Annotated in this window: 16 protein-coding genes; 5 read left to right on the forward strand and 11 right to left on the reverse strand. The window is 68.7% G+C overall.

The window, feature by feature from the left end; genetic code table 11:
* Positions 1–86: 86 nt before the first annotated feature.
* Genes KCG34_RS22880 through KCG34_RS22890 form a run of 3 tightly spaced genes read right to left on the reverse strand, consistent with a single transcriptional unit; the run spans position 87 to position 4,831 of the window.
* The gene (locus KCG34_RS22880) at positions 87–2,171 is read right to left on the reverse strand and encodes an ABC transporter permease (protein WP_211937904.1); all 2,085 of its coding nucleotides are present in this window, start codon (positions 2,169–2,171) and stop codon (positions 87–89) included.
* Between the two features lie 6 nt (positions 2,172–2,177).
* Positions 2,178–3,356, reverse strand: a complete 1,179-nt coding sequence (locus KCG34_RS22885) for an efflux RND transporter periplasmic adaptor subunit (protein WP_211937905.1) — start codon at positions 3,354–3,356, stop codon at positions 2,178–2,180.
* 56 nt (positions 3,357–3,412) lie between these two features.
* Positions 3,413–4,831: a tetratricopeptide repeat protein gene (locus KCG34_RS22890; RefSeq protein ID WP_211937906.1), complete on the reverse strand. Its 1,419-nt coding sequence runs from the start codon at positions 4,829–4,831 to the stop codon at positions 3,413–3,415.
* Positions 4,832–5,082: 251 nt separating this feature from the next.
* Between KCG34_RS22890 and KCG34_RS22895 the strand changes: the two genes are divergently transcribed.
* Both KCG34_RS22895 and KCG34_RS22900 read left to right on the forward strand, forming a co-directional pair.
* The gene (locus KCG34_RS22895; protein WP_211937907.1) at positions 5,083–6,171 is read left to right on the forward strand and encodes a redoxin domain-containing protein; all 1,089 of its coding nucleotides are present in this window, start codon (positions 5,083–5,085) and stop codon (positions 6,169–6,171) included.
* A gap of 10 nt (positions 6,172–6,181) precedes the next feature.
* A complete protein-coding gene (locus KCG34_RS22900) occupies positions 6,182–6,637 on the forward strand; it encodes a DUF3997 domain-containing protein (RefSeq protein ID WP_211937908.1) in 456 nt (151 codons plus the stop codon).
* A 70-nt stretch (positions 6,638–6,707) separates the two neighbouring features.
* Here KCG34_RS22900 and KCG34_RS22905 read toward each other — a convergent pair whose 3' ends face one another.
* On the reverse strand, positions 6,708–8,744 hold the full coding sequence (locus tag KCG34_RS22905) for an oxidoreductase (RefSeq protein WP_249138125.1): 2,037 nt from the start codon (positions 8,742–8,744) through the stop codon (positions 6,708–6,710).
* Between the two features lie 9 nt (positions 8,745–8,753).
* The gene (locus KCG34_RS22910; RefSeq protein ID WP_211937910.1) at positions 8,754–9,305 is read right to left on the reverse strand and encodes a cupin domain-containing protein; all 552 of its coding nucleotides are present in this window, start codon (positions 9,303–9,305) and stop codon (positions 8,754–8,756) included.
* Positions 9,306–9,447: 142 nt separating this feature from the next.
* Between KCG34_RS22910 and KCG34_RS22915 the strand changes: the two genes are divergently transcribed.
* Positions 9,448–10,503: a LacI family DNA-binding transcriptional regulator gene (locus tag KCG34_RS22915; protein WP_211937911.1), complete on the forward strand. Its 1,056-nt coding sequence runs from the start codon at positions 9,448–9,450 to the stop codon at positions 10,501–10,503.
* On the opposite strand, the gene KCG34_RS22920 is transcribed toward KCG34_RS22915, so the two are convergent.
* The 4 genes from KCG34_RS22920 to KCG34_RS22935 all read right to left on the reverse strand — a co-directional run bounded on the left by KCG34_RS22920 (position 10,422) and on the right by KCG34_RS22935 (position 15,499).
* Positions 10,422–11,483: a LacI family DNA-binding transcriptional regulator gene (locus KCG34_RS22920; protein WP_211937912.1), complete on the reverse strand. Its 1,062-nt coding sequence runs from the start codon at positions 11,481–11,483 to the stop codon at positions 10,422–10,424. The genes KCG34_RS22915 and KCG34_RS22920 overlap by 82 nt on opposite strands.
* A 73-nt stretch (positions 11,484–11,556) precedes the next feature.
* The gene (locus KCG34_RS22925) at positions 11,557–12,180 is read right to left on the reverse strand and encodes a GNAT family N-acetyltransferase (RefSeq protein ID WP_211937913.1); all 624 of its coding nucleotides are present in this window, start codon (positions 12,178–12,180) and stop codon (positions 11,557–11,559) included.
* A gap of 93 nt (positions 12,181–12,273) precedes the next feature.
* Complete coding sequence (locus KCG34_RS22930; protein ID WP_211937914.1) at positions 12,274–14,211, reverse strand: M61 family metallopeptidase; 1,938 nt, start codon at positions 14,209–14,211, stop codon at positions 12,274–12,276.
* Positions 14,212–14,329: 118 nt separating this feature from the next.
* Complete coding sequence (locus KCG34_RS22935; RefSeq protein ID WP_211937915.1) at positions 14,330–15,499, reverse strand: saccharopine dehydrogenase family protein; 1,170 nt, start codon at positions 15,497–15,499, stop codon at positions 14,330–14,332.
* A gap of 243 nt (positions 15,500–15,742) precedes the next feature.
* Between KCG34_RS22935 and KCG34_RS22940 the strand changes: the two genes are divergently transcribed.
* Entirely contained in the window at positions 15,743–17,317 is a 1,575-nt protein-coding gene (locus KCG34_RS22940; RefSeq protein WP_249138126.1) for an amidase, read from the forward strand.
* Positions 17,318–17,320: 3 nt separating this feature from the next.
* Here KCG34_RS22940 and KCG34_RS22945 read toward each other — a convergent pair whose 3' ends face one another.
* Positions 17,321–20,023 carry a TonB-dependent receptor gene (locus tag KCG34_RS22945; protein ID WP_211937916.1) on the reverse strand — a complete coding sequence of 901 codons (2,703 nt, stop codon included), beginning with the start codon at positions 20,021–20,023 and terminating at the stop codon, positions 17,321–17,323.
* A 405-nt stretch (positions 20,024–20,428) separates the two neighbouring features.
* On the opposite strand from KCG34_RS22945, the gene KCG34_RS22950 reads away from it, so the two are divergent.
* Positions 20,429–21,523, forward strand: coding sequence for an alkaline phosphatase family protein (locus tag KCG34_RS22950; protein WP_211937917.1), 1,095 nt, complete (start codon positions 20,429–20,431; stop codon positions 21,521–21,523).
* Here KCG34_RS22950 and KCG34_RS22955 read toward each other — a convergent pair.
* Entirely contained in the window at positions 21,507–22,457 is a 951-nt protein-coding gene (locus KCG34_RS22955) for a homoserine O-acetyltransferase/O-succinyltransferase family protein (protein WP_211937918.1), read from the reverse strand. The genes KCG34_RS22950 and KCG34_RS22955 overlap by 17 nt on opposite strands.
* Positions 22,458–22,519: the final 62 nt, after the last annotated feature.

Below are 22,519 nucleotides of genomic sequence, written 5' to 3' on the forward strand. Positions count from 1 at the left end.
TCGCTGCCAATGCGGGCTCCATGCCCGCGAGAGGCGAAATTGCTAGCCCGGCTTCGGCGCGAAGTCAAACCGCGCGAGTCGGGTTTCTATTCGTAGCGCAAGGCGTCGATCGGGTTGAGCCGGGCCGCCTTGCGCGCCGGGTAAAAGCCGAAGAACACCCCGACCGCCGCCGAGAACACGAACCCCCCGACGATCGCCGGCGGCGAGACCTGGGTCGGCCAATGGGCCAGGAACGAAATCAGGCTGGAGGCGATCAGCCCCACCGCGACCCCCGCCGCCCCGCCGGTGACGCTGAGCAGCACCGCCTCCACGAGGAACTGCAAGAGGACCTGCAGCCGCCGCGCGCCGATCGCCATCCGGATGCCAATCTCGCGCGTGCGTTCGGTGACGGAGACCAGAAGGATGTTCATGATGCCGATGCCGCCGACCATCAGCGAGATCGAGGCGACCAGGGCCAGGAGCGCGGCCATCACCCGGCTGCTGCTCTGCTGGGTCTCGGCGATCTGGCTGAGGTTGCGCACGCTGAAATCATTGAGCTGGCCGGTCTGGATGCGATGCCGGCGGGCCAGGGTGGCGGTGACCTGGTCGATGGCGGCGCCGACCAGGTCGGGGCCGGCCGCCTGCACATAGATGCTGTTGACGTAGCCGGTCAGGCGCGGGCTGAGGCCGAAGGGGTTTGCGGCCGGCGGATAGGCAGCGCTGACCGTGTCGCTGGCCGCCTGGGGCGCAGCGACGCCAAGGACCCTGCGCTCGGCGGTATTGAACGGGATCAGCACCACGTCGTCCTGGTCCTGGCCGAAGCCGGTCTGGCCCTTCGAGGCCAGCAGCCCGATCACCCGCATCGGCACGCCCTTGACCAGGATCGTCGCGCCGATCGGGTCCACCCCCTGGCCGAACAGGTTCAATGAGACCGTGCGCCCGATCAGGCAGACCGTGTCGGCGCTGTCGTTCTGCTGTTCGGTCATGGCCTCGCCGGTGGCGATCCGCCAGCTGACGATATCGAGGTAGGTTGGGGTCACCCCCTGGACGGCCGTGCTCCAGTTCTGGTCGCCATAGACGACCTGGGTCCCCCGCCGCACCATATAGCTGATCCGCTGCACGGCCGGGTCCTCGTGCGGCAGGGCTTCGGCGTCCGCAACGGTCAGGGTCGAGGCGCTGCCGGCGCCCCCGCGCACCCCGCCGCCCAGGGCTGCGCCGGGCAGGACCACGACCATGTTGGTGCCGAGGCTTTCCAGCTGCTTCTTCACCGCCGCGCTGGCCCCATCGCCCACGGCCACCATGGCGATCAGGGCCGCAACGCCGATGAACACTCCAAGCATGGTCAGGGCCGAGCGCATCTTGTTGCGCGACAGGGCCTGGAGGGCGGCGGCGAAGACCATCGACAGGAAGGCGGTGCGAAGGCCGGACTGGCTCCCGTCGCCCGCGCGGCTCGGCGGTGGGGGCGCAGCTTTCGGCTCTCCGGCTTTCGTCCCGTTCTGGCGCTGGTCCGACACCACCCGGCCGTCGCGCATGACGATCAGCCGGTCGGCATAGGCGCCGATGTCCGCCTCGTGGGTCACCAGGATCACGGTCACCCCCTGCTCGCGATTGAGGCGGCAGATCACATCCATGATCTCGTGCGAGGTGCGCGTGTCGAGGTTGCCGGTGGGCTCGTCGGCCAAAAGGACGGCGGGCTGGTTGATCAGGGCGCGGGCCAGGGCGACGCGCTGCTGCTGGCCGCCCGACAGCTGGCTCGGCGTGCTGCGCTCCCGGTCGGCCAAGCCCAGCGCCGCCAGGCTCGCGCGGCCGCGCGCCGCGCGCTCCCGCGCCGACAGCGCCGCCGCCTCGCCGTAGAGCAGGGGCAGGGTGACGTTTTCCAAGGCGCTGGTGCGCGGCAAGAGGTTGAAGTTCTGGAACACGAAGCCGATCCGCTGGCTGCGGATCCAGGCCAGGTCCGGTTCGGGCAGGCCGGCCACGTCACGGCCCTCGAACAGGTAATGGCCTTCGCTGGGCTGGTCCAGGCAGCCGATGATGTTCATCAGGGTCGACTTGCCCGAACCGGACGAGCCCATGATGGCCACGAACTCGCCGGCCTCGATGCTGAGGTTGACGTCCTGCAACGCCCGCACCTCGGTCTCGCCGAGCTTGAAGGTTCGGTTGAGGCCGGCCAGCGCGATGACGGGGGCGGTCATGCCGGATCAGAAGCGCAGGGCCGGGCGTGCGTCCGGCTGACCTGTGGAGGCGGCCCCGGCTTCGGCGGTCACCACCTGGTCGCCGGTGCGCAGGTCGCCGGAGCGGATTTCCGCATAGGCTCCGTCCTCCAGGCCCGCGACGACCGGGATCCGCACCAGCCGCCCGTTGCGCTGGACCCAGACCGCCCGGCTTTTCCCATGGCCGGGCTTGGCGCCGCCGGCGGGGGTGAAGCGCAGCGCCTGGCCAGGAACCCTCAGCACATTGGCCGCGCGCGCGGTTTCGATGCGGGCGGTGGCGGTCATGCCGGGCTTGAGCATCAGGCTGGAATTGTCGACCGCGAGCACGACGTCATAGGTGATCACGTTCTGAACGCTTATCGGCGCCTGGCGCACCTGGACGACCTGGCCCTGGAAGGCGTGGCGTGGATAGGCGTCGACGGTGAAGGTGGCGCGCTGGCCCGACGCCGCGGCGCCGATGTCGGACTCGCTGACGTTCACGTCCACCTGCATCTTGGTCAGGTCTCGGGCGATCAGGAACAGGGTCGGGGTCTGGAAGCTGGCGGCCACCGTCTGGCCGGCGGTGACATTGCGCGAGACCACGGTGCCGCTCACCGGCGAGATGATGTCGGTATAGTCCAGGTTGATCCGCGCCGCCTTCAGCGCCGAGGCCTTCTGGGCGACCTGGGCGGCGTCAAGGCGCACTTGGGCCTCAGCCTGGTCATTGGCGCTGCGGGCGGAATCGGCCGCGTCGTGGGCGATGGAGTCCTGGCTCCAGAGCAGGTCGGCGCGCTGGTGGGCCAGGCGCGCATAGGCCAGGCCGGCCTGGTCCTTGGCCAGTTGGGCCTGGGCGGTGACCAGGGCCGCCTCATCCTGGTCGACCACGACCTGATAGGGCTTGGGGTCGATCTTGGCGCAGCGCTGCCCCTTGGCGACGCGGGTATTGTAGTCGCAGGCCAGCGACTGGATCACGCCGGAGACATAGCTGCCGACGGTCACGGTCTCGACCGGATTGACCGAGCCGCTGGCGCTGATGCTGGTGACGACGTCGCCGCGGTCGGCCGCGGCGGTGACGTAGCGGGTGGGCGGGGGCCGGCTGACCTGCCACCAGGCGATCCCGGCGGCCAGCGCCAAGGCCAGGCCGGCGAGGGCCAGCCATATCCGGGATCTGGGCAAGAGGCGCGCCATGGCCCGTCCCTTGCCCGGAGCGACGCGAGGCCGCCTTGATCTGACGCAAAGGGCGGCTAGGGCCTCGCCGCCCTTTGCAGGAGCAGGCCCCGCGTGGCCGTCAGGATCCGGTCCACCGGCGCCCGGCGATAGTCCCAGCGCGGGTCGGGATCGGGCGGATTGACCACCATGGTGGCGTTGGCCTCGAACAGGAGGACCTGGCCCTCGGCGCCCAGGCCGAAGTCGATGCCGCCATAGTCGAGACCCAGGCGCTCGGCGACCGCCTCCAGGGCGGCCATGGCCTTGGCTCCCACGACGCCAGGCATGTCGGCGAGGAAGGCGGCCTCGGCCTCGCGGTGGGCGGCGTTCTCGGCCATGTCGGCGGTGAAGTAGTGCACCTTCCAGTCGCCGGAGAGGGCCAGGTGCAGGGGATACAGCCGGCCGCCGACCATCATTACGCGGAACTTGCGCCAGCGGTCCCGGTCGTCGCGGGCGTCGAGATACTGGATCAGCAGCAAATCGCGCCCCGGCAGCTCGGCCAGGGCCGCGGCCAGGCCCGCGGGGTCTTCGACTTTTCGGAAATAGCGGCCGGTGTGGAAGCCGGGGCTGCGGATCAGCAGGGGATAGCCGAGCCGTCGGGCGGCCTGACGCACGGTTTCGCGCGGGGTGCGGATCACCTGGGGCGCCACGAGGCCCTCAATGCCGGCCAGCCGTTCGGCGATGGCCGCGCGGCCGGTGGGGCGGATGCGGGCCGGCGGGTTGATCACCGGGGCGGAGGTCGCGCCTAGCACCCGCTCGGCGGCGTCCAGGGCCTCGCCGCCCAGGTCCGCGTCGCCCAGGGCGTTGAAGACGAGGTCGTGGTCCGGCAGGGCTTGCGCGCCCGTCCAGGCCTCGACCGGCAGGGTGAAGACGGCGAAGGTGCGGTCGTCCAGCAAAAAGCGCGTCGGCACATTGCCGCCCGACGCCGAGACCAGCAGCAGCACGCGGCAGGGATCGCCCTCGCCGCGATAGGGCTGGGCGAGGATCCCGCGCCCGACCAGGCCCTTGCGGCGATGGGTTTCGGCGGCTTCGGCCCGGCCGAGGTCCTGCAGCAGGTTGGCCATGCCGAGGTGGGCGTCGGGGTGGTCGGGCGCGAGGCTGAGGGCGGCCTCGAACGAGGCCCGCGCTGTGTCCGCCTGGTCCTCGGCCGCCAGCACATTGCCCAGGTTGATGTGGCCGACCGGATTGTCCGGGTGGTAGCGCACCGCCTCGGCGTAGCAGGTGCGCGCGGCGCTGCGGAAATCGGCCTGGTAGAGCAGGGTCCCGAGGTCGTTCAGCGCGCCGAAGTGGTCAGGCTGGAGGGCCAGGGCCGACAGGTAGGCGGCTTGCGCCTCCTCGCGCCGGCCAAGCGCGGCCAGGGCGCCGGCCTTCTGGTAGCGCAGCTCGGCGCCGTCCTCGCCCCGCGCCAGGCGGGCTTCGATCTCGGCGAGGGGCTGAACGGACGGGCGGTCGGGCATCGACTGCTTGGTGAAATGCCTTGAGGGTTTTGCCAAGTCCTCCCCCCACAATCCGCTCATCCCGGCGAATGCCGGGACCCAGATCATAGGGCTCACGCCGGGCAATTTGGTATCGAGGGTCCTGTCCGACGATCGTGCTATACGATCTGGGTCCCGGCATTCGCCGGGATGAGCGGTTGAGAGGGAGCATCAGAATCTCAACCCGCTGTGCTTTAGGATAGATCTGTATCGATGTGCGAGCGGGCAGGCCCATGAGCGACGAGACCACCAGCCTGAACCCCGCCGTCCGCGCGCCCGAGGTCGGCGAGCCGGCGCCCTTCTTCACCGCCGCCACCGACAAGGTCGCCCGCTACAGCCTGGACGTGGCCGCCGGGCGCTGGATCGTCTTGATGATCTTCGGGACCCTGGGCTCGGACGCTTCGCTGGCCGCCCTCGACCTCGCCTTGCGCGATCGCGACACCTTCAACGACACCGACGCGGCCTTCTACGGCGTCAGTGTCGACCCGGCCGACAAGCACGAGCGCGGTATCGGCGATTCCGAGCCGGGGGTGCGTTTCTTCTGGGACTTCGACTGCCAGGTCGCGCGGCTCTACGGCGTGGCGGACGAGCAGCACCTCAGGCCCGCCATCTTCCTGATCGACCCCGCCTTCCGCATCGCCATGGCCGAGCCGATCGAGAACACCGCCGCCGTCATGGCCCGCCTGCATGAGGAATTGGCCGCCCGCCCCAGCCTGGCCGACAGCCCGACCGCCCCGGTGCTGGTCCTGCCGCGGGTGTTCGAGCCCGAGCTGTGCCAGGCCCTGATCGCCTGTTTCCGCGCCGGCCAGCCCAGCGAGTCCGGCTTCGCCATCGATGTCGACGGCCGCACGGTGCTGCAGGTCAATCCGACCCTGAAACGCCGCACCGACGTCACCATCGAGGACGAGGCCCTGATCGCCGCCGTGCGCAGCCGGATCGAACAGCGCCTGTTCCCCATGATCCGCCGCGCCTTCGGCTGGCGGGCGCAGCACATCGAGCGATACCTGATCTGCCGTTATGACGAGGCCGACCGGGGCTTCTTCTTCGCCCACCGCGACGACGTCACCGCCGGCACCGCCCACCGCAAGTTCGCCGTCTCGATCAACCTCAACGACGGCTACGAGGGCGGCGAGCTGCGCTTCCCCGAATTCGGCCGCCGCACCTATCGCCCTCCAGCCGGCGGAGCGGCGGTGTTCGCCTGCAACCTGCTGCACGAAGCCACCCCGGTCACCCGCGGCGAACGCTTCACGGTGGTGCCGTTCCTGTTCGACGACGAGGGGGAACGGGTAAGGCAGGCGAATTTGGGGTTAGTCGGAGCCTAGCGGTGGCCCGTTGCAGACCTTGACTACTGCTGCGACAGTCGGTCCTGAGATGCGCGTATTTCTTCCCACCATCTTCATGCTGACCGCGCTCACAGGTTGCAGCGGCTATGTGCGCGATGAGCAACTCAGCGGTAGCTACAGGCTCGTCGCCATCGACCTGGACGAAAACATGATCGTGTGCAGGCAGATTAAGGGAGCGGCCTGCGTTGGAGACGAACTTCCTGGGCCAACGGTCTTTGCCGCAGGTGCGGACAACCACTACGTGACGATTGCCCGGCATCCAATGGAGATGGAGCCCGCGCCCGACAAACGGGTGACCCAATACTACTATGTTATCCGCCATCGAGATGATGAGTTGTTGCGTGATGGCGATGTGATAGGGCCGCTGAACGAGGCCCAGTTCACTGCTGCGAAGGCCCAACTCCATCTGCCCGCGTTTTCCAAAACATTCGATGATCTTCGCTGAGGCTTTGCACAAGCGCTCCGCGGCTGATGCTCGGAGCTAATCCGCAGTATGGCCGAGTGCTACCTCGCGCCTACCACCCCTCCAACGAAACCCGCTCCCGCTTGAAGCTGAACCGCTCCTCCGCTGGCATGTCCCATTCGCGGGCCAGGCGGTGGCCGGAATAGACGGCGGCGGCGATCGTTCCAGGGGCGAGGGCGTCGCCGATGCGCTCCAGGCGGCGGCCGTCCGGCAGGGCGATCAGGGCGCGGTAGAGGGCGTCGTCGGGATCGCGGGCGGTGACGAGGAGGAGGTTTGGGGCCTCGACCGCTGCGGCCGGGCCGCCGTGGACGCAGCCGAGGCGGCCGTCCGCCAGCGCCACGCCGCAGCGGACCTGGACGCCCAGGCGGATGAGCCGCGCCTGGATCTTGGCCTGTTCCAGGGTGTAGTCGGTGAAGGCCGAGACCACTGACGCCGGGGTCGCGTAGGTGACGGCCAGGCCCCGCCCGGCCAGGAGCTCGGCCAGAACGCCGGCCATGTAGTAGTGGTCGTCGTCATAGACCAGCACCGGACCCTCGGGCGGGCGTCCGGCCATCACGTCATCCGGGGTGAACAGGGCGAACCGCTCCAGCCCCGAAATCCCCCGCCGCGCCGCCCGCCCCATGCCGTCGCGCCGCCAGGTCGAGCCGGTGGCCACCACCACCGCGTCGCAATCGAAGCCGGCGACGTCCTCGGCCTCCATCCGGCTCTCCAGATAGAGGCTGACTTTAGGATCGGGCAGGATCGCCTGCAGCCGGTGGTCTGCGACACGCTTCCAGGTGGAAAGCCCCGGCAGTCGCGCCTCCTTCGCTGCGCGTCCGCCAGCCTCGGCTGCAGCGTCGGCCAGCACCACCTCGCAGCCGCGCTGGGCCAGCGCCCGCGCCGCTTCCAGCCCCGCCGGCCCCGCGCCAAGGATCAGCACCCGCTCGGTCCGGCCCAGGGCCGGGATGCGTTCCGGATGCCAGCCGCGCCGCCACTCCTCGCCCATGGTCGGGTTCTGGGTGCAGCGGATGGGGACCAGGGTGGTGTCGCCGCTGACGCAGATGTTGCAGCCGATACATTCGCGGATGGCGTCGAAGCGGCCCTCGCGGATCTTGGCCGGGAGGAACGGGTCGGCGATCGAAGGCCGGGCGGCGCCGATCAGGTCCAGCACCCCCCGCCGCACCTGCGAGACCATGGCGTCGGGTGAGGTGAAGCGGCCGACGCCCACCACCGGCTTTGAGGTCAGGGCCTTGACCACCTGGGCGTAGGGCTCCTGAAAGCCCTCCTCGGCGAAGCGGGCGGTCATGCTGTCGTTGGACCAGCTGGCCAGGCACACGTCCCAGAGGTCCGGCAGCTCGGCCAGCAGGGCGATCACCTCGCGCCCCTCGCCCTCGGCGGTGATGCCCTCGGGCCCCAGCAGCTGATCGATGGAGAGGCGGACGGCGACCGCGCATGTATCGCCGACAGCGTCCTTGGTGTCCTCGATCAGCTCTTTCAGGAGGCGCGCGCGGTTCTCCAGCGAGCCGCCATATTCGTCCGTGCGGCTGTTCAGGCTGCGCGACAGGAAGTGCATCGGCAGGCCGAGGTCGTGGCCGGCATAGACATAGACGATGTCGAACCCGGCCTTCTTCGCCCTCAGCGCCGCCGCCCGGTGCCAGCGGCGCAGGTCGGCGATATCGGCCTTGTCCATCGCCCGGGTCGAGATCGGGTAGTAGTCGCGCACCGGCCCGCCGCTGGGCGAGAGCGGGATCTCGCGGCTCCACAGGTTGGCGGCGGAGAGGCCCGTGTGGGCCAGCTCGATCCCCGCCAGGGCGCCGTGCCGCTTGACCGCCTCGGTCATGCAGGCGAGGGCGGGGATGTCGCCGTCGTCCCACAGCCGGCCCTCGATATAGGGCGAGAACTCCGAGCTCGGATGGATCTCCACCTCCTCGGTGCAGACCACGCCCCAGCCGCCCTCGGCCTTGACCTCGCGCATCTTCGCATGGGCCAGGGGATGGCGGTGGCCCATGCCGTTGCAGTGGGGGACCTGATAGAAGCGGTTGGGCGCGATGACCGGCCCGATGCGGACCGGCTCGAACAGGATGTCGAACCGGGAAGTTTCGTCGGACATCATGGGTCTCTAGCTGCGCACCAGTTCCCGGTCGATCAGCACCGCCAGGAACAGCGCCGGGCCGCCGTGGGCTTGCCAGGCGTGGTTGGTGCCGCGCTGGATCACCACCTGGCCCGGCTTCAGGCGGGTCTCGCCGCTTTCCAGGATCAGGGTCGCGTCCCCCTGCAAGAGGCAGATCACGTCCAGGCTGTGGGTCTCGTGCATGGCCGGGTGGCGGGTCTGGTCGATGATGTGGTGGGCGCCGCCGAAGCTGGCGAAGCGCTCGCGGGTGGCCGCATTCAGGGCCTCGCGCGGAACCCCATCCGGCGTCGGGGCGATCACGAACCAGCGCACCTGCACATTGCCGGGGCGCGGTCCCAGGATCGGCTGGCGGGTCCCGAGGTCGTCGTGCTGCTTGGGGTCCAGGGCGCCCGAGGCGGCGTCCTCCCAGATCTCGAACAGGCCGCCCAGGTCCGGGTCGCCCGCCTCCGACGAGGGGCCGCCGTCGAGGATCACCACCGACTGTCCGCCCGCATCGTCGCCGGTGATCACCCGGCGCATGGCCTCCTTGAACGAGAACATCCTGACCCTCCTGCTGCTCCGCGTCGCTGTGTCCCCGCCGCTACGCTCCAGTGTGGGCGAGGCGCGCGCTTTGCGATAGGGCTTGCGCGCCGCGGCGGCGCCTGATGTCTGGTAACGCGAACAAGAGGGGCTGAGAACGGGATTGGCGGTCGCCACGATCAAGGATGTCGCGGCCCGGGCCGGGGTCTCCGTGATGACCGTCTCGCGCGTCCTGAACGGCGAGCGCTACGTCAGCGAGGCCAAGCGCGCCCTGGTGCTGGCGGCGGTCGAGGCCCTGGATTTCCGCCGCAATCCCTCCGCCCGCGGACTGCCGGGCGCCCGGAGCTATGTCCTGGCCCTGGTGGCCGACCATATCGCCGGCTATTCGGGCGGCATCGAGCGGGGCGCCATCCGCCGCTGCCGCCAGGAGGGCTACCACCTAGCCGCGGTGGCGCCGGACCCGGAGATCGCTGACCCCGCCAAGGCGCTGGGGAGGCTGGTGGCCGGCCTGCCCGCCGACGGACTGATCCTATTGCCGCCCCTGGCCAACAATCGGGCCGTGCTGCAACTCCTGACCGAGCGCGGCAAGCCGTTCGTGCGCGTGGCGCCGGACGACCTGTTCGACCTCACGCCCTCGGTGCGGATCGACGAGGTCGCCGCAGCGGCCGCGGTGATGCGCCATCTGATGCAGCAGGGCCACCGCCGGATCGGCTTCGTCGAAGGCCCGTCGGAGCACGGCGCCTCGGGCCGCCGCCGACGGGGCTATGTCGAGGCCCTGGCCGGCGAGGGGCTGCCGTTCGAAGAGAGCCTGATCCGCCCGGGCGATTTCACCTTCGAGGCGGGCCTCGCCGCCGGGCGGTCCCTGCTGGCCCTGGCCGAGCCGCCGACGGCGGTGTTCGCCTGCAATGACGACATGGCCCTCGGCGTGATGTCGGCCGCGGCTCAGGCGGGCGTGGCGATGCCAGCGCGGCTGGCGGTGGCCGGCTTCGACGACATCGAATTCGCTCGCGAGATCTGGCCGCCCCTGACCACCATCCGCCAGCCGACGGAGGCCATGGGCGAGGCGGCGGCCGAGCTCCTGATCGCCCGCATGGGTCGCGGCGGCGCCGAGCTGCCGATCGAGGCCCGGCTCTTGGACTACGAGCTGATCATCCGCGGCTCGACCCTGGCGGAGACGGGGCGCGGGGCGCCGGTCGACCCGCGCACCACCAGCTCATAGTCCAGCCAGCGGTTGGCGGGCTGAGAGGCGCGGCCCCGGTTCGCGCCCTCGATCAGGATGTCGACCGCCGCCGCGCTCATCTCGGCGATCGGCTGGCGCACGGTGGTCAGCTGCGGCCAGGCCATGCGCGAAGGCTGCGAGTCATCGAACCCGGCCACCGAGATGTCGCCCGGCACGCTGAGGCCTGCATGCAGCGCCGCCCACATGACGCCGAGGGCCATGTCGTCGTTACTGGCGAAGATGGCGGTGGGCGGGTGGTCGAGCCCAAGCAATGCCTCGCCGGCGACCATGCCCGACTGGAAGGAGAACTGGCCCGGCTGGATATGTTCGGCAGGCACGACAAGGCCGGCTTCGCCCATGGCCCTTAGATACCCCTCCAGCCGTCGGGGCGCGGCCCCATGGCCCGGATGGCCCTTGATGAAGGCGATGTCGCGGTGGCCCAGGCTGAGCAGGTGCCGGGTCATCTCGTAGGCCGCGTGCACGTCGTCCATGGCCACGCAGGGGGCGCGGTCGGCGTCGCGGTCGGGGGCGATGCGCACATACCGCACCCCGGCCCGTTCGATGGCGTCCAGCACCGCGAGGTTGTCGCAGATCGGGGGGGTGAGGATCAGGCCCTCGACCCTGAGGCGTGACAGGATCGGCTCCAGGGTCGCCACCACGTCGTCGGTCGGCTCCAGCGGCTCGACGATCAGGTAGTAGCCGGTGGTGCGGCAGCGGGTGATGGCCCCGGTCTGGATCTTGGAGATGTAGGATTCGCTCGGATTGTCGAACATCAGCCCGATCAGGTACGAGCGCCCGCCCGCCAGGTCCCGCGCCGCCACGTTGGGCACATAGCCCAGTTCGGCCGCGATCGCCTTGACCCGGTCGCGCAGCTCCTTGCGTACATTGGGTTCGTCGTTCAGCACCCGCGAGACGGTCTTGAACGAAACGCCCGCCGCCTGGGCCACATCCTTGATGGTGATCTGGCGCGTATCCGCCACCTGTCGCTCCCGACTGCGCTGTCGTCTCAATATCGGCTGAAAATCACGCGCTCGTCGAGCGCTGGACGCGGGGTCAGCGCGCCTCGCGCCACATCGGCCAGATGGTTGGGCCGCCGCCGGGCACGACGATCTCGCCGGTGACCTCGAAACCGAAGCTCTTGTAGATCGGGATATTCGTGTCCTTGCTGGATTCCAGATAGCAGGGCATGTGCGCGGCGTCGGCCAGGGCCAGGTGACGGCGCATCACCACTCCGCCGAAGCCCATGCCCTGTTTGGCGGGGTCGGTGCCGATAGCCTGCAGGTAATAGTGCGGCTGGTGCGGGTGGCGCTTTTCGATGTGGTCCATGACGCTGGTCACGTGGGCCGCGCCGCCGGCGCCGAAGAGGCTGAGGAATTCGACCCCGTTGACGATGTACTGCCAGAAGGGGATGTGCCACTGGTTCGGCGGCCGCCATAGGGCCGCGGCCTCGTAGCCGGTAGTGACGTCGCAGGCGCCGTACTTCACCCCGATCTTGAACAACAGCTTGAACAGGCGCGGCATCTTGGCCTGGCGCGAGGCCGGGTCCGAGAGGATGAAGCAGATCAGCGGGTCGTCGTGGAAGGCCCGGGCCAGGGTGGCGCTCAGGGGATCGGCGTCCGCCCAGACCGCCGGCCGCGCCTCGGCGCCGGTCTCGCGCGCCCTCAGTTGAGCCGTCATGCCCCGGGTTTCCTTTTGCGCCGTCTTCAGTAGCGATCGCTACTTGAGCCCAGGGGCGTGGAAGGCGCAAGCGCCTGCGCCTTCCTCCACCCGCTATTTCCGCGCCGCCAGGATCTCGTCCAGCCGCGCCGGCTGGCCGGCGGTCCGCTCCAGGTGCGGGTAGCGCAGGCCGCCACGATAGTCGATGCGCACGGTGCGATACTCGTCCTTGTTCTTGATCAGCAGCTCGATCGGGGAGCCGCTGGCCGCAGAGGCCTTGATGGCGTCCTTCAGGTCGTCGGCGCTGAAGGCCTCGCCGTTCACCGCCACGATCTGGCTGCCCTCGGTCAGGCCGGCCTTGAAGGCGGCGCTGTCCCAGATCACCTGGGTCAGCATCCCCTCGCGGCCGATCGTGACGCCGATCGAGAAGGTCAGGTCGGTGATCTTGCGCATCATCTCGGCGCTCTTCTGAAACTCCGAGGGGGTGTCGGTATAGACCAGCTTGTAGCCGCCGCGGGCCAGGCCATCGAGCGGCGCGCCGGGGCCGTGCCCGTCCAGGCGCGCCTTGAGGAAGTTCGCCCAGTCATAGGGCTGCACCGCGTTCAGCGCCTGGACTACGGCGTCGAAGTCGTAGGTCCGGGTGACGTAGCTGCCGTCGTCGACGCCGAAGAAGGTCTTGGCGAAGTCGTCCAGCGAGCGTTTGCCGCCCGAGAGCTGGCGGATCAAGGTGTCGGCGTCGAGCCAGATCAGCTGGCCCTCGGAATAATAGTCCTCGCTGCGCTGCCAGCTCAGCCAGGACAGCGGCCGGCGCTCGGCGATGATCGGATCGTTGGTGGTGTCCTCCAGCTGCCGCCAGGCGCGGCCGATGCGGCCGTCATAGGTGGCGGCGGTCAGGGCGATGGCGTCCAGCGCCTCCTGCTTGGTCCACAGGCCCGCGCGCGCCGCCAGCACATAGCCCCAGTACTGCGTCTGGCCCTCATAGACCCAGAGCAGGCTGTCGCGCATGGGGGTGTCGAAGGTCGGGGTCCACAGATCCGCCGGCCGACGGAACTTGCCGTTCCAGGAGTGGGTGAACTCGTGGGCCAAGAGGTCGCGGGCGGGCGCGGTCTTGTCCCAGTCGAGGAAGTAGCGCGGCGTCGTGCCGTCCTCGCTTGACTGGTGATGCTCCAGCCCCTCGCCGCCCATGCGGTCGCTGAGCGAGAGCAGGAAATCGTAGTGATCGTAGTGGTGCGAGCCGAACAGCCTGTAGGCCTGGCGCACCAGGTTCTTGTGCGCCTCGATCTGCTCGGCCTTGGCGTCGAGCTGTTCGGGCCGGTCGGTGATCACGTCCAGGCTGACACGCGCCGGACCGCCGGGATCGAGGTCGAAGCTCTTGTAGTAGCGGCCAGCGATCAGGGGCGAGTCGACCAGCTTGGCGAAGTCGACCGGCTTGTAGGACACGATGTCGCCGACCTTGCTGTCGACCTCCAGCGCTGTGGCGGGGGTGAAGCCCTCGGGCAGGCGCACCTGTGGGCGCACGGTGATCTGGCGCGAGAAGTGGCCGGCCGGGTAGAGGGCGACCGAGTTCCACTCCACGTTCAGCATCTGCGGCGTCATCACCACCCGGCCTTCGCGGGTCGAGACCGGCGAGAGGAACTGGAAGTCGAGGTCCAGGGCGCTGGCGCCGGCGGGCACATCGAGGTGGAAGGCATAGACGTTCACCGGATCGCGCACCCACTCGATCCGCTTGCCGCCGGCGGTGGCGATGAAGCCGGCGAACTTGTCGATGGTCCCGGTGGGCGAATGGTTGCCGGGCAGCCACTGGGGCAGGATCAGGGTGATGGGACCGGCGCCCTGAACCGGCACGGTCTCGTGCACGCTCATGATCGCGTGCGGCAGGTCGGTGGCGTCGACCTTCAGGTCGATCACGCCGGGATAGGGAACGTCCTTGGGCTCGGGGATAGGCTGGGTCGGCGTGGCCGGTTGGGGCAGGGCGGGTGCGGCGAAGGCCGCCAGCGGCATGGTGAGAGCGAACGCGCCGACTGTGGCGACGAGAACTGACTTAAGCGACATGCGATCCTTCCCAAAACGACGAGCGAATGCGTCTTGGGCGCGATGCATAGCGTGGCCTTGCGGCGAGGGCCATTTCGGCGCTGAAATCTTTGCTCAGCCGCGGTGGCCGGGGTGAAATCTACCCCTCCACCTCGAAGGTCAGGCCGGCCTGGGGCATGCGCTGCATCAGCGCCGCCGCCATGGCCGAGGCCGGGGTCCAGCAGCCGCCGGGGGTCACCTCGCGCGGGGTGTCCAGCGCCAGGGCCAGGCCAGCTTCGGCCAGGATCTTCGAGGTCGAACCGTAGCCTGGGTCGCGGTCGCCCTTGACCGCGCAGCGCAGTCGCCGCCCGTCCGCCGTCTCGGCGATGTAGAGGATGTCGTAGAAGCCGGTCTCGCGCTCCTCCTCGGTCGGGCCTTCGCCGGGCTTGGGCATGCCCGCGGCGCCGAAGGAGAAGCCGCCGAAGGGGCTTGGTGCGGCTGGCGGGCCGTCCAGCATCTGCATCTCGTCGTAGCGGAAGTCCCGGCCCCAGGGGTAGCCCAGGAGGAAGTTCGTGCGATGCACGGCCTTGGTGTTGATCGAGGCCATCATGAACGGCCCGACCCAGGTCCCCGTGGCCTCGTCCTCGTAAGGCGTCTCGCCGTCGGGTTGGTCGGCGCCGGTGAAGCCGGGGGTCAGGGCGAAGGGGTCGGCCAATAGCTTGCCGATAGACGGGTCCTGCTGCGCTGCGGCCATGGTGGCCATGCCGCTGGCGAGGGTGCCGCCGGAAAGGCCGCCCTTCATGGCCCGCAGACGCCCGCGCACCCGGGGCGCATAGGCGCCGAAGCGCTTCTTGGCCTCTTCTTCGGCGAACCAGACGCCCATGTCGAAGGGGATGGAGTCGAAGCCGCAGGAGAACACCAGCCGCGCGCCGCTCGCCTTGGCCTCGTCCTGATGCTTGGCGGTCATCTCGGCGATCCAGTGCGACTCGCCGGTTAGGTCGACATAGTCGCAGCCGGTCTTGGCGCAGGCGGCCACGAGGCCCGAGCCGTAGAGCTGGTAAGGGCCGGCGGTCGAGATCACCACCTTGGTGCGCCGGGTCATGGCCTCAAGCGCCGCTGCATCATTGGCGTCGGCGACCACCAGCGGCAGGCTCTCCGGCCCGCCGATCAGGCTGCGCACCTCTTCCAGCTTGGCCTGGCTGCGGCCGGCCATGGCCCACTTGACCGCGCCGCCTGCGCCGTAGGTCTTGAGCAGATAGTCCGCGACCAGGCGGCCGGTGTAGCCGGTCGATCCGAAGGCGATGGCGTCGAATTCCTTGGCCCCGCTCATGGCGCGCTCCTCCAGCTTTGGGTTTGCGCCATCATAGGCAGGCATAGACCGCGTGGGCCAGGGTCGAGGCGCGCGGCCAACCGTGACCTCGACACCACTGTCCGCTTCGCCGGCATGCCGGTCACCTACGGCGTGACCCTCTCGATGAAGTACCGCTGACGCCGCCGGTCGGCTCTCCTGCGGCTTGACCCCGTCCGCGCGGCGGTCAAGCTGTCGGGAGAAAAGCCGCAAGGGGCGCCGCCGATGATCGCCGCACTGATGCTCGCCGCCGTGGTCGCCGGCGCGCCCTATCCCGCGGCCGAGAAGTCGATCGCCCAGATCGAGGCCGATCTCGCCGCCGGGCGCACCACCTGTGTGGCGGTGGTCCAGGCCTATCTGGACCGCATCCGCGACCTCGACCGGCAGGGGCCGGCCCTGCACAGTATCATCGCCCTCAATCCGCACGTGATGGCCGACGCGCGGGCGGCCGACGCGGCGCGGGCCAGGGGTGAGCACCTGGGGCCGCTGGCGGGCGTGCCGATCATCCTGAAGGACAATATCGACAGCGACGACGACACCGCCACCACCGCCGGTTCCCTGGCGCTGAGGGACAACGTCACCCACCGCGACGCGCCCCTGGTCCGGCGGCTGACAGACGCCGGGGCCCTGATCCTGGGCAAGGCAAACCTGTCGGAATGGGCCAATATCCGCTCGGACCACTCGATCAGCGGCTGGTCGGCGGTGGGCGGGCTGGTCAGGAATCCCTACGCCCTCGACCGCAACGCCTGCGGCTCCTCGGCCGGGACCGGTGCGGCGGTGGCCGCCAGCCTGGTTGCGGCGGGGGTGGGAACCGAGACCAACGGCTCGATCACCTGCCCGTCCTCGCTCACGGGCCTCGTAGGCCTGAAGCCGACCGTGGGGCTGGTCTCGCGCACCTATGTCGTGCCGATCTCCCACACCCAGGACACCGCCGGCCCCATGACCCGCAGCGTGGCCGACGCCGCCCTGCTGCTGACCGCCATGGCCGGCTCGGACCCCAAGGACCCGGCGACCGCCGAGGCCGACCGGCATCGGACCGACTACGTCGCCGCCCTGGCCGGGGCCAGCCTGAAGGGCAAGCGCCTCGGCGTGGTGCGGGTGACCGACGGGATGCCGCCGGCGGAGACGGCTCTCTTCGAAACGACCCTGAAGAAGCTCGCAGAGGCCGGCGCGGTGCTGGTGGACGTCACCGACGTGCATAGAGACCCCAGCCTGGGCGACGCCGAGCTCACCGTGCTTTTGACCGAGCTCAAGGTCGACCTGAACGCCTATCTGGCTTCGACCTCGCCTTCGGTGAAAACCCGCACGTTGCAGGACGTGATCGCCTTCAATGCGGCGACGCCGCGCGAACTCGCTATCTTCGGCCAGGAGACCTTCGAGGCGGCGGAACAGACCAAGGGGCTGGACGATCCCGCGTATCTGGCGGCGCGGGAGAAGGCGCTGAGGCTGACGCGGCAGGAGGGCATAGACGCGATCCTGGCCAAACATGACCTCGACGCCATCGTCGCACCCAGCTTCGGCCCGGCCTGGCGCACCGACGTGGTGACCGGCGACCACGACGCCGGCGGCGTCGGCAGCTATGCCGCCATCGCCGGCTATCCGCACCTGACCGTGCCCATGGGTCAGGTCATGGGCCTGCCGGTGGGCTTCTCCTTCATCGGGCCGGCCTGGAGCGAGGCGAAGCTCCTGGCCCTGGGCGCGGCCTTCGAGGCGTTGGTGCAGGGGCGCAGGGCCCCGACCTTCGCGCCCTCCGTGGAAAGCCGCGACGACGTGGCGGCTGCGCTGGAGCCGTCGAAGTAACCTCTATTCGAAGTGCGCGCGCACGCCGAACTCGAAGGTCTGCAGGTAGAACTCACGCTGCAGCGGTCGGTCGTAGCGGCCCTCGAAGAAACGCAGGGGCTCGTTGTTCAGGTTCTTGACATCGAAGAAGACCTTGAGCTGCCGATTTATCTGATAGCTCGAGCTGAAATCGACCTGGAAGCGCTTGTCTTCGTAGTTGTTGGTGGCCTGGCTGCCGCCCACCGTGAACAGCGTTTTTCCTACATATTCGGTGGCGACGCGCAGTTCCAGTCCATCGGCCTCGTAGAACAGCGAGGCGTTGGCGGTCCAGCGCGAGGTGCCCGGCAACAGCGCCTTGACCCCGTTGAACAGCTGAATTTCGCTGTCGACATAGGTCACGTTGCTGTCGATGCCGAAATTGCGGAAGGCTTCGGGCGCCCAGAAGAACTTTTGGACGTACTGGCCTTCGATCCCCCGCGCGTAGGCCGGCACGTTCAGATAGGTGGACTCCTTGGCGATGCCGACAATGCCGGGATAGTTGGCCACGTCGATCGTGCGGGTGACCGCATAGTTGGACAGTTCCTTGTCGAACACGCCCGCCGCCAGAATTCCGGACCCTGGCAGATACCACTCCAGCGAAGCGTCGATATTGTTGGAATAGGTCGGCAGCAGCTTGGGATTGCCGGTCGAAACCGATCCGCTGCCGACGTCCACTGAGGTCGAGGCGATGGTCTGGCTGAAGCCGGGGCGCGACAGGCCCGTCGAGTAGGTGAAGCGCCCGATCAGGTTGGGCATGAACTCGTAGCGGAACTGGAGGGTCGGGAAGGCGTCCACATAGCTGTTGTGGTTCACTTCCGGCGAAACCACCGTATCGCCGGCGGCGTCGGTCACCGATCCGAAGCCGCGATAGGTGGCGTCGGTCCCCTCCACGCGAACGCCGGCCAGGATCCCGACGTTCCGGTATTCGGTCTTGAACTGGGCATAGCCGGCGAAGACATTTTCGGTGTCGTGATAGTAGCTTCCGGTCTGGAAGCCCGATCCGCTCTTGAGCGTGAAGACAGCGGGGTTGTTGACGTTCGCGGCGTAGAAGGCTTTCAGGGCGTCGCCGCCGGCTCGGAACCCGATGGGATAGGCGCCGTCGTAGTAGGTGTAGGGTCCGCCGCCTTCGAAATTGGCCAGCGTGTCCGCCGTGGAGATGTTGTAGCGCTCCGAATAGTAGGTGACCGTCTTGTCGCGCAGCCGGATCTTGGCGCCGAACTTGAACTCGTCGGCGTCCGAGATCAGGTGCACGGGAACAGTGACGTTGCCCGCGCCGGACCATTCCTCGTCCGCGTCCGTCTCGTGGCTGTTGGACAGCGAACCAAGGGTGAACTGGGTCGGGTCGATGGGATTGCCCCCGCTGACCACGGTGAATTTCGGCAGATTGGAATTGGTGTTGTCGTAGTTGATCCCGAACGTGTTGGGATTGTTGAAGGTCCAGTTGAAATCGAACGGCTTGTGATAGGTCGCCCGGGTATAGGCGCCCTGATAGTCGACCGTGAATCGTTCGAAGCGATCCGAGCCGCCCACCGCGATCACCGTGTTGCGGTGGGTTTCCTGCTGGTCGCGCAGGGTGGCGGTGACTTGGCCGGCCGGCGCCTGGAAGCCCGAGGGGTTGTTGGGATCGGTATAGTAGCAGGGCGCGGCCGACGGGCAGGTCGTACCCGCCGCTTGCAGCGGATTGCCGTTGGCGTCGAACTCGAGGTTTCCGTAGATCAGCCGTTGGCGATTGACGTTCTCGGTATAGCCCGCGACGTTGACGCGGGCGAAATAGTGATGGTCCGCATTGGGATCGAAATCGAATTCGCCGCTATAGCCGAACCGCCGGCGGAAATAGTTGTAGCGGCGGAATTCGCCCGAATCGTAGACCTTGTCGGGGCCGGTGAAGCCGTTGTCGACTCCATACGCCTCCTCGAAGTCGTCGATCGATCGCCGGTCGTTGTGCTGGAACTGGGTGAGCACGAACGAGAATGGCGTCGGGTTGGAGATGAAGCCGGCGCGCGGGGCGCCGGGATCTCCATGGCCCGCGATCACCAGGCCATTGTCGCCGAGGCCGAAGCGACCGCCCAGCACTACCTGTTCGTTGATCGGCGCCCAGCTGTCGCGCAGGTTTTCGAAGCCGCCGCTTAGCTCCAGGTCCAGGAACGGCTGCTGAATCGCGCGCGCCGACCGCGGCGTGAGTTCCACCGACCCGCCGATGCCTTCGGCCTCGTGGTCAGGAAGGCCGGTCTTGGTCACCTCGATGCGGTCGACGGCGCCCACCGGCACGGTGTCGAACTCCACCGCCCGGCCGGTGCCGCCGAAATAGGTGCCGCCCGGAAAGCTGTTGAGCAGCACCACGCCGCCGAATGTGGCGCCGTCCAGGTTGGAGTCGATGCCGCGGATGGTGATGAAACGCCCCTCGCCGGTGTCGATCGACAGCGACACGCCGGGCATGCGGCCCAGGGATTCGGCGGCGTTGAAGTCGGGATATTTGGCGATGGCCTCGGCCGACTGCACGTTGATGATGTTGGGCGCGGCGAGCTGTTCGACGCGCGCAGTCGAGGTCTTGCGCGGGGCGGTCACGATCAGGTCGGTGACGCCCTTGGGCGGCGACGCCGCTGCATCAGCAGCCAGGGCTTGGCGTCCCGCCGACAGGGCCGCGACTGAGGCGAAGGCGAGCAGGAGGTTTCGTCGGGCGTTTGTCATGGGGACCTCGGAGGCGCAGCGCATCGCCGGCCGCCCCTCGCGACCAACGGCGTCCGTCGACGGCTCCTTAGTCTCGGCCGTTGATGAAAATCCTACAATTTCGTTGCATTTTTAAGACGATTACTTGGATAAATTCAGCCGTGAGCTCGAATTTAAACTCTTACTATTGATCATTGTTCGGATTATTATTCATATATCCGTGATCTGACGTTTCAATTGTGTTCGGCCAATTGGCGGAAGCCCACAGTCGACGCCTTCGTCGTGAAAGGGGGGCGTTCAGTGCGGCTGTCACACGACCTTTTTCTTGCCGGGCTAGACCCCTGGCCGCCCGGCCTTGACCTGGTGGTCGCGCCGGCCGGCGGAACGATGTAAGCGACGCGCTGAAGCTTGTGGGAGCATGGTGACGTGAGAACGTGTCTGACGCGGGCCTTGGGCCTGACCTTCGGCCTCGCCCTTCTCGGCGGTTGTGCTTCGGCTTCGGCCGGTCCGGACGCCAGCGTGCCGAAGTACGACCACATCGTGGTGATCGTCGAGGAGAACAAGGACTACGAGCAGATCCTCAACCCGGCCGTGGCCCCGCATATCGCCGGCCTGGCCAAGCAATATGGCGATGCGACCCGGTTCTACGGCGAGGTGCATCCCAGCGAGGCCAACTATGTGGCGCTGCTGGGCGGCGACACCTTCGGCATCCATGACGACGACGCCTTCTACTGCAAGCCCGGCCAGGTCGACCCGAACTGCGCTGGCGCCGGGGCGCCCGGCTACGTCGATCACACCACCACCGCCCGCCACCTCGGCCAGCAGATGGAGGAGAAGGGCCTGAGCTGGAAGGGCTATTTCGAGAACCTGCCGGCGCCCGGCTCCCTGGCCGTCAACGCCAGCGACCCGGCCTTCAACGACGGCACGCGCAAGACTGCGCTCTACGCCTCAAAACACTCCGGCTTCGTCAACTTCGCCCAGGTGCTGAACGATCCCCGGCGCGCGGACCACCTGGTGGGCTTCGACGCCCTGGAGCGCGACCTGAAGGCGAACGCCCTGCCGAATTTCGCCCTGGTCGTGCCCAACCAGTGCAACGAGATGCATGGGCTCTACGGCCCCAACATTCCGGCCGACTGCACCGGCGCCGACCTGGCGGCGCTGATCGGCCGCGGCGACCGTGTGGTGGGCGATCTGGTCGCCAAGCTGCAGGCGACGCCGGCCTGGCGGTCCAGCCAGCGCTTCGCCATCGTCATCACCTTCGACGAGGGTTCAGGCAAGACCCGCGAGGGTTGCTGCGCGGTGACGCCGAACGCCCCGTCCAATTTCGGCGGCGGTCACATCCCGACCATCGTCATCACCAATCACGGGCCGCGCGGCGCGCGGGACGAGACGCCCTACAATCACTATTCGCTGCTGCGCACGATCGAGGACGCCTTCGGGATCAAGGAGCACCTGCGCCACGCGGCGGATACGGACAAGGGCGTGGTCCCGATGACGCCGCTGTTCAGGGACGGCGGCTGACCTCGCGGGCTACGGGGGCGAGGACGCTCGCCAGCCAGTTGGCGACAAGCCGCGCCGCGGCCGCCCGCCAAGGCGCGGGCCTGCCGGCCAGGCCGTCCTCGCGAGGCCAGCGGGCCAGGAGTTCGGGCGAGGGGGCGCTGAGGGCCTCGTCGCGCAGGGCGGCCAGGGCCTGTTCAACTTCGGCCGGATAGAGGTTGGCCGGGACCGCCGGCAGGCTGTCGCGCTCGCCGTGGACGAAGGCGCGGAAGTCGCGGCGGAACTCCAGGGCCAGCGAATCGTGGTCGTATTCCGGGTGGCCCTGCAGGAACAGGAACGGGTCGTCGCCGCGGGTGAAGCTGTCCACGCCGGCGACCGGCGAGCGCGATATCAGCCGGTAGCCCGCCGCCACCAGGTCCGGCTCGATCACGTCGTTGTAGTGCGAGTGCGGAAAGGCCCAGCCGGCTTCCAGTCCTCTGGTCAGTCGCCCGCCGTCGGCCGGACGGCAGTCGAAAACCCCGCTCATCTTCAGGCCCAGCTTGTGGCGCGGGACGCCATCCAGCCGCCAGGCGGCGGCATGGGCGGCGAGGCAGGACCACAGGGTCGGCTGGCGGCGGTCGGCGGCCCAGTCAATCAGCCGCGAGAAGCCGGGCCAGAAGGCGTTCTCGGGCAATGGCTTGGAGCCCGGATCGGCGCCGGTGACGATCAGGAGGTCGGGCGCCGCCTCGTCCAGGGCCTCGATCGGGCGATAGCGGGCGGCCATGCGGGCGCGGATCGCCTCGGTGCGCTCGATGCCGGGGATCTCGAAGGGCAGGATCTCGACCACGCGATCGGGCGCCGCCGCCTGCGCCAGGGTGCGGAACTGGCGCTCGGTCACCGCGACAGCGGCGTCGGGCATGTTGTTGACCAGGGCGACCCGCAGGGGCGGGGGCGGCTGGTCGGTCAGGCCATCAGGCATGTGCTTGAACGTGAACGCCCCGAGATGCGCACACTATAGCCTGCAAACTGCCAACCGGCCTC

Source organism: Phenylobacterium montanum (genome assembly GCF_018135625.1).
Lineage (GTDB): Bacteria > Pseudomonadota > Alphaproteobacteria > Caulobacterales > Caulobacteraceae > Poindextera > Poindextera montana.

Excerpts from the sequence above, each read along its gene's own strand:
- KCG34_RS22890 (WP_211937906.1), bottom strand. The coding sequence starts at position 4,831 with ATGCCCGACCGCCCGTCCGTTCAGCCCCTCGCCGAGATCGAAGCCCGC.
- KCG34_RS22885 (WP_211937905.1), bottom strand. The coding sequence starts at position 3,356 with ATGGCGCGCCTCTTGCCCAGATCCCGGATATGGCTGGCCCTCGCCGGC.
- KCG34_RS22910 (WP_211937910.1), bottom strand. The coding sequence starts at position 9,305 with ATGTTCTCGTTCAAGGAGGCCATGCGCCGGGTGATCACCGGCGACGAT.
- KCG34_RS22940 (WP_249138126.1), top strand. The coding sequence starts at position 15,743 with ATGATCGCCGCACTGATGCTCGCCGCCGTGGTCGCCGGCGCGCCCTAT.
- KCG34_RS22935 (WP_211937915.1), bottom strand. The coding sequence starts at position 15,499 with ATGAGCGGGGCCAAGGAATTCGACGCCATCGCCTTCGGATCGACCGGC.
- KCG34_RS22880 (WP_211937904.1), bottom strand. The coding sequence starts at position 2,171 with ATGACCGCCCCCGTCATCGCGCTGGCCGGCCTCAACCGAACCTTCAAG.
- KCG34_RS22895 (WP_211937907.1), top strand. The coding sequence starts at position 5,083 with ATGAGCGACGAGACCACCAGCCTGAACCCCGCCGTCCGCGCGCCCGAG.
- KCG34_RS22930 (WP_211937914.1), bottom strand. The coding sequence starts at position 14,211 with ATGTCGCTTAAGTCAGTTCTCGTCGCCACAGTCGGCGCGTTCGCTCTC.
- KCG34_RS22925 (WP_211937913.1), bottom strand. The coding sequence starts at position 12,180 with ATGACGGCTCAACTGAGGGCGCGCGAGACCGGCGCCGAGGCGCGGCCG.
- KCG34_RS22955 (WP_211937918.1), bottom strand. The coding sequence starts at position 22,457 with ATGCCTGATGGCCTGACCGACCAGCCGCCCCCGCCCCTGCGGGTCGCC.
- KCG34_RS22905 (WP_249138125.1), bottom strand. The coding sequence starts at position 8,744 with ATGTCCGACGAAACTTCCCGGTTCGACATCCTGTTCGAGCCGGTCCGC.
- KCG34_RS22945 (WP_211937916.1), bottom strand. The coding sequence starts at position 20,023 with ATGACAAACGCCCGACGAAACCTCCTGCTCGCCTTCGCCTCAGTCGCG.